The sequence below is a fragment of the Acidovorax sp. GW460-11-11-14-LB4 genome (assembly GCF_059423685.1).
The window spans coordinates 1-4508 of record NZ_JBWKYJ010000131.1; the positions used below are offsets into that span (position 1 = coordinate 1).

The following is a 4508-nucleotide window of genomic DNA, read 5'->3' on the forward strand; positions in this document are numbered from 1 at the left end:
GTGGTTGCCTTGTGGGGGCATGGTGGGGCTCCTCTCTGAGGGTGGGTAGGTGCTCTGGCCCGGTGCAGGTGCAGCGGGCACGGTGGGGCACGGTCACTGTAGAGAGGGGCTGCTGACAACGGCCTGGCAGCAAATGTCAGGCCGGGGTCAGCCCGGGCTACGGGCACCGGCCTGCAGGGCCTGCACGGCAGCTACCAGCACGCCGGTGGCTTCTTCGGCGCTGAGCAGTCCGGCGCTCACGAATGCGCCGTTCACCACCACCGCAAGCTGGGCGGCCAGTTGCTCCGGGTGGGGGGCCTTCAACCGCACCGCGACCTCGTGCAGGCGCCCCCGCAACGCCTGCATGTGCCGCCGCGCCACGTGCCGTGCAGGGTGGTCCTGCTCGGCAAATTCAGCGGCCACGTTGATCTGGGGGCAGCCCCGGTAGTTGGAGCGGGCCAGGCGCTCACCAATCCAGCGCATGTGGGCCTCCAGTTCCCCGGCGGGGTCGTCGGCGAACTGGGCCGCCACGCTGTCCCATTGGTCCCAGAACTCGACGTCTTCCCGCTCCAGGAAGGCCACGATGAGGTCGTCCTTGGTGGGGAAGTAGCGGTACAGGCTCGTCTTGGCCACGGCGGCTTCCAGCACGACCAGGTCCACGCCCACGGCGCGCACGCCGCGTTCATAGAACAGCCGGGACGCGGTGTCGAGGATGCGGCTGCGGACATCGGCGGCAGGCTCGGCCACAGCGGCCGGGCCGCTGGTGGGGGAGAGGTCTCTTGTGGAACGGGAATTTGTGGTGCGCATGCTTGACATGATACAGACCTGTCTGTAATCTTCAAAAAACAGACAGGTCTGTATCGTTAAATTTCAACCACCCGCCCAACGCAAAGGATGACCATGAACCCGCCGCAACACCGCCCCATCGCCGTTTACGGCGCCACCGGCCACACCGGCCAATTTGTCGTGCAGGACGCACAGCGCCGCGGGCTGCCCGTGGTGGCCGTGGGGCGCAGCGCCGCCCGGCTGGACGAGGTGTTTGCGCCAGGCGTGACCCGGCGCATCGCCGATCTGGCCGACCCCACCAGTCTGGAACAGGCGTTTGCCGGCTGCGCCGTGGTCATCAACTGCGCGGGCCCCTTTCTCGACACGGCTGCCCCGGTGGCGCAGGCCGCGCTGCGGGCAGGCTGCCACTACATCGATGTGACGGCCGAGCAGGCGAGTGCGCAGGCCAGCCTGGCCGATTTCGATGCGCCGGCCCGCGCTGCGGGCAAGGTGGTGATTCCGGCCGCCGCCTTCTATGGCGGTCTGGCCGACCTGCTGGCCAGCGCGCTGGCAAGGGCCGGCACCATCGACGAGATCACTGTGGCGATCGGGCTGGACCGCTGGTGGCCCACCGCCGGCACGCGCAAGACAGGCGAGCGCAACACCGTGCCGCGCCAGGTGGTGGCCCACGGGCGCCTGGTGCCGCTGGTGCCTTCCGAGCACGTGCCGGACTGGGCGTTTGCCGCGCCCCTGGGCAGCCATGCCATGGTGGAGATCCCGTTCAGCGAGGTCATCACCATCGCCCACCACCTGCCTGTGGGCCACATCCGCTCGCTGCTCAACCGCTCGGCGCTGCAGGACATCCGCGACAGCGGCACCCCGCCGCCCACGGCCACGGACGACAGCGGACGCTCTGCGCAGCGCTTCGAGCTCATGGTGCAACTGGTGCAAGGTGGCCAGACCCGCACCGCCGGCGTGCGCGGGCAGGACATCTATGCCGTGACGGCGCCCATCGTGGTCGAGGTGGCCCAGCGCCTGCTGGCGCCTGCCTACGCCCACAGCGGCGCACTGGCCGTGGCGCAGGCGGTGGACCCGGTGGACATGTTGCGCGCGTTGCACGGCACGGCGCTGGAGGTGTTCGGGGACGCCTTGCCCGGCTGATGCCCAGGGGCGCTCAGGGCAGCTGCACCGTCTCCGCCAGATGCCCGTACACCGCTGCAATGCGCCGCAGGTGCCGCGACTCCGGGTGGGTCAGCAGCCACAGCTCGGTCTCGCCGTCGGCCAGCGCGCCCGTGAGCGGGCGCAGGTCGCTGCGGCCCTGGGCCAGAAAGAGGGGCAGCACCCCCACGCCCATGCCCAGGGCCACCAGTTCCATCACGGTGAGCAGGCTGTTGACGCGGTAGGTGGGCTGTGCCCTGGGGTATTGCTTCTTGCGCCAGCGCACCGAGGGGTGGTCGGGCAGGGCGTCGTCGGGCGCAATCCAGGCGGCGCGGCCCGCCTCCACATCCGACAGTGCCAGGGTGCTGGCGGTGCCTGCGTACAGGGCCGAGCGGATCATGCCCAGCTGCCGCCCCACCAGGTGCTGTGGCGGGCGCTTGGTCGCGCGCACCGCGATGTCGGTGTCGCGCCGCGTCAGGCTCACCAGCTCGTTGCCGGCGTGCAGCTCGTACACCAGGGCCGGGTGCCGGGGCTGCAGCATTTGCAGGGCCGGGGCGATGAGGCCGTGCAGGATGGTGTCGGTGGTGGAGATGCGCACCGTGCCCGACACCTGTTCGGGCTGCGCCTGTGCGGCAGAGCGCGCGGCCTCCAGGGCGGCTTCCACCCGCTCGGCCTGTTCGGCCAATGCCTGGGCCAGTTCCGAGGGGCGGTAGCCAGCGCGCGACCGGTCGAACAGCGACTGGCCCAGCCCCCGTTCGATGCGCTGGATGGCGCGGAACACCGTGGACGCATCCACACCCAGCCGCTCACCGGCGGCCGCCAGGGTGCCGGTGCGCACCATGGCCAGCAGCACTTCCAGCTCGGCCGCGCCCAGTTGGTATTGCGCTGATGCAACGGTTGATTTCATGGGTGCTTATTTTGTTTGCGTTATTGCAAGCATAGATTCTGCCTGTCGCCGGGCCTTGCCGTGTACCGATGGGTTTCTGTGGCTGCCAAGGGGCGACATATTCCAACCGTTTTTACAGAAAGCCCCGTTCCCATGAAGCTCTACTACGCCCCCGGTGCCTGCTCGCTCGCCGTCCACATTGCCCTGCGCGAGGTCGGCGTTGCGTTCGATCTGGTCAAGGTGGACCTGGTGCGCCACACCACCGAGACCGGCGCCAACTACCTCAACATCTCCCCGCGCGGCTATGTGCCCCTGCTGGAGCTGGCCGACCAGTCGCGCCACACCGAAGCAGCGGCGCTGCTGCAGTACGTGGCCGACCTGGACCCGGCGCGCGCACTCATCGGCCAGCCCGGCTCCAGCGAGCGGCTGTCCGTGCTGGAATGGCTCACCTTCGTCAGCACCGAACTGCACAAGGGCTTCAGCCCCTGGCTATGGCACAAGGAGACGGCCGACTCCACGCGCCAGGCCGTCAAGGCCAAGCTGGCCGTGCGTTTTGCCGAGATGGAGGCCGTGCTGTCGCGCAGCGACTTTCTGGCAGGCGGCTACAGCGTGGCCGATGCGTATGGCTTCACCATCGTCAACTGGTCCCACCTGCTGGGCATCCCGCTCACTGCCTACCCGCACCTGCAGGCCTGGATGGCACGCGTGGCGGCCCGCCCGCAGGTGCAGGCTGCGCTGCGGGCTGAGGGGTTGCTGTCGTGATGGCCCAGACCACAGCGCCCGCAGCGGCGCCCGCTGCGCTCACTCTGGTCTCGCACGCGCTGTGCCCCTATGTGCAGCGCGTGGCCATCGTGCTGCACGAAAAGGGCCTGGCGTTCGAGCGCCGCACCATCGACCTGGCCCGCAAGCCCGACTGGTTCCTGGCAATCTCGCCGCTGGGCAAGACCCCGGTCCTGCAGGTGCGCGGCCAGAGCCTGTTCGAGTCGGCCGTGATCTGCGAATACCTGGACGAGGTGGCCATGCCCGTGTTGCACCCGCCAGATCCGCTGCAGCGCGCACGCCACCGGGCGTGGATGGAGTTTGGCTCTGCGGTGCTGAACACCATCGGCGGCTTCTACGCCGCGGCGGATGAGGCCACGCTGCAGGCCCGCGCGCAGGACCTGCGCAGCCGCTTCGTGCAGATCGAAGAGGCCCTGGGCCAGCGCAGCGTGCCGGGGCCGTACTTTGCCGGGCCGGACTTTGGCATGGTGGATGCGGTGTTTGGCCCGGTGTTCCGGTACTTCGACGTCATCGATACCTTGCCGGGCGTGGATGGCCTGGGGCTCTGGCACGGCTTGCCGCTGGTGCAGCAGTGGCGGGCTGCGCTGGCGGCACGCCCTTCGGTGCAGCAGGCCGTGGGTGCGGACTATGCCGAGGGCTTGCGGGCCTTTTTGCGCGCGCGTGGGTCAGCCCTGTCGCGGCGCATGCAGGCGGTGGCCGCGTAGACCCCGCACGCCTGCCAGCTCAATCCGCCCAGGTGCCCGGCGCCAGCCCGTCCAGCGTGTACGGCCCGATGGCCGCGCGGATGAGCCGCAGCGTGGGGTGGCCCACGGCGGCCGTCATGCGGCGCACCTGGCGGTTGCGGCCTTCGCGGATGATGAGTTCGATCCAGGTGGTGGGGATGGCCTTGCGCTCGCGGATGGGCGGGGTGCGGTCCCACACCGCAGGGGCGGGCTCCAGC

6 protein-coding genes are annotated in these 4508 nt (G+C 69.7%); 3 read left to right on the forward strand and 3 right to left on the reverse strand.

Going from position 1 to position 4508, the window contains the following annotated elements; all coding sequences use genetic code 11:
• Positions 1-147: 147 nt before the first annotated feature.
• Entirely contained in the window at positions 148-786 is a 639-nt protein-coding gene (locus tag AC07X4_RS23720; protein WP_082565059.1) for a TetR/AcrR family transcriptional regulator, read from the reverse strand.
• Between the two features lie 93 nt (positions 787-879).
• On the opposite strand from AC07X4_RS23720, the gene AC07X4_RS23725 reads away from it, so the two are divergent.
• Entirely contained in the window at positions 880-1905 is a 1026-nt protein-coding gene (locus AC07X4_RS23725; protein WP_494741513.1) for a saccharopine dehydrogenase NADP-binding domain-containing protein, read from the forward strand.
• 13 nt (positions 1906-1918) lie between these two features.
• Here AC07X4_RS23725 and AC07X4_RS23730 read toward each other — a convergent pair whose 3' ends face one another.
• Positions 1919-2809, reverse strand: a complete 891-nt coding sequence (locus tag AC07X4_RS23730) for a LysR family transcriptional regulator (protein WP_056064749.1) — start codon at positions 2807-2809, stop codon at positions 1919-1921.
• Between the two features lie 132 nt (positions 2810-2941).
• On the opposite strand from AC07X4_RS23730, the gene gstA reads away from it, so the two are divergent.
• Together gstA and AC07X4_RS23740 are read left to right on the forward strand one after the other, a co-directional pair.
• Complete coding sequence (gene gstA, locus AC07X4_RS23735; protein WP_494741514.1) at positions 2942-3550, forward strand: glutathione transferase GstA; 609 nt, start codon at positions 2942-2944, stop codon at positions 3548-3550.
• A complete protein-coding gene (locus tag AC07X4_RS23740; protein WP_494741515.1) occupies positions 3550-4272 on the forward strand; it encodes a glutathione S-transferase family protein in 723 nt (240 codons plus the stop codon). The genes gstA and AC07X4_RS23740 overlap by 1 nt, the downstream gene beginning before the upstream one ends.
• 19 nt (positions 4273-4291) lie before the next feature.
• On the opposite strand, the gene AC07X4_RS23745 is transcribed toward AC07X4_RS23740, so the two are convergent.
• On the reverse strand, positions 4292-4508 hold a 217-nt coding region (locus AC07X4_RS23745), incomplete at its 5' end, for a pseudouridine synthase family protein (RefSeq protein ID WP_494741516.1).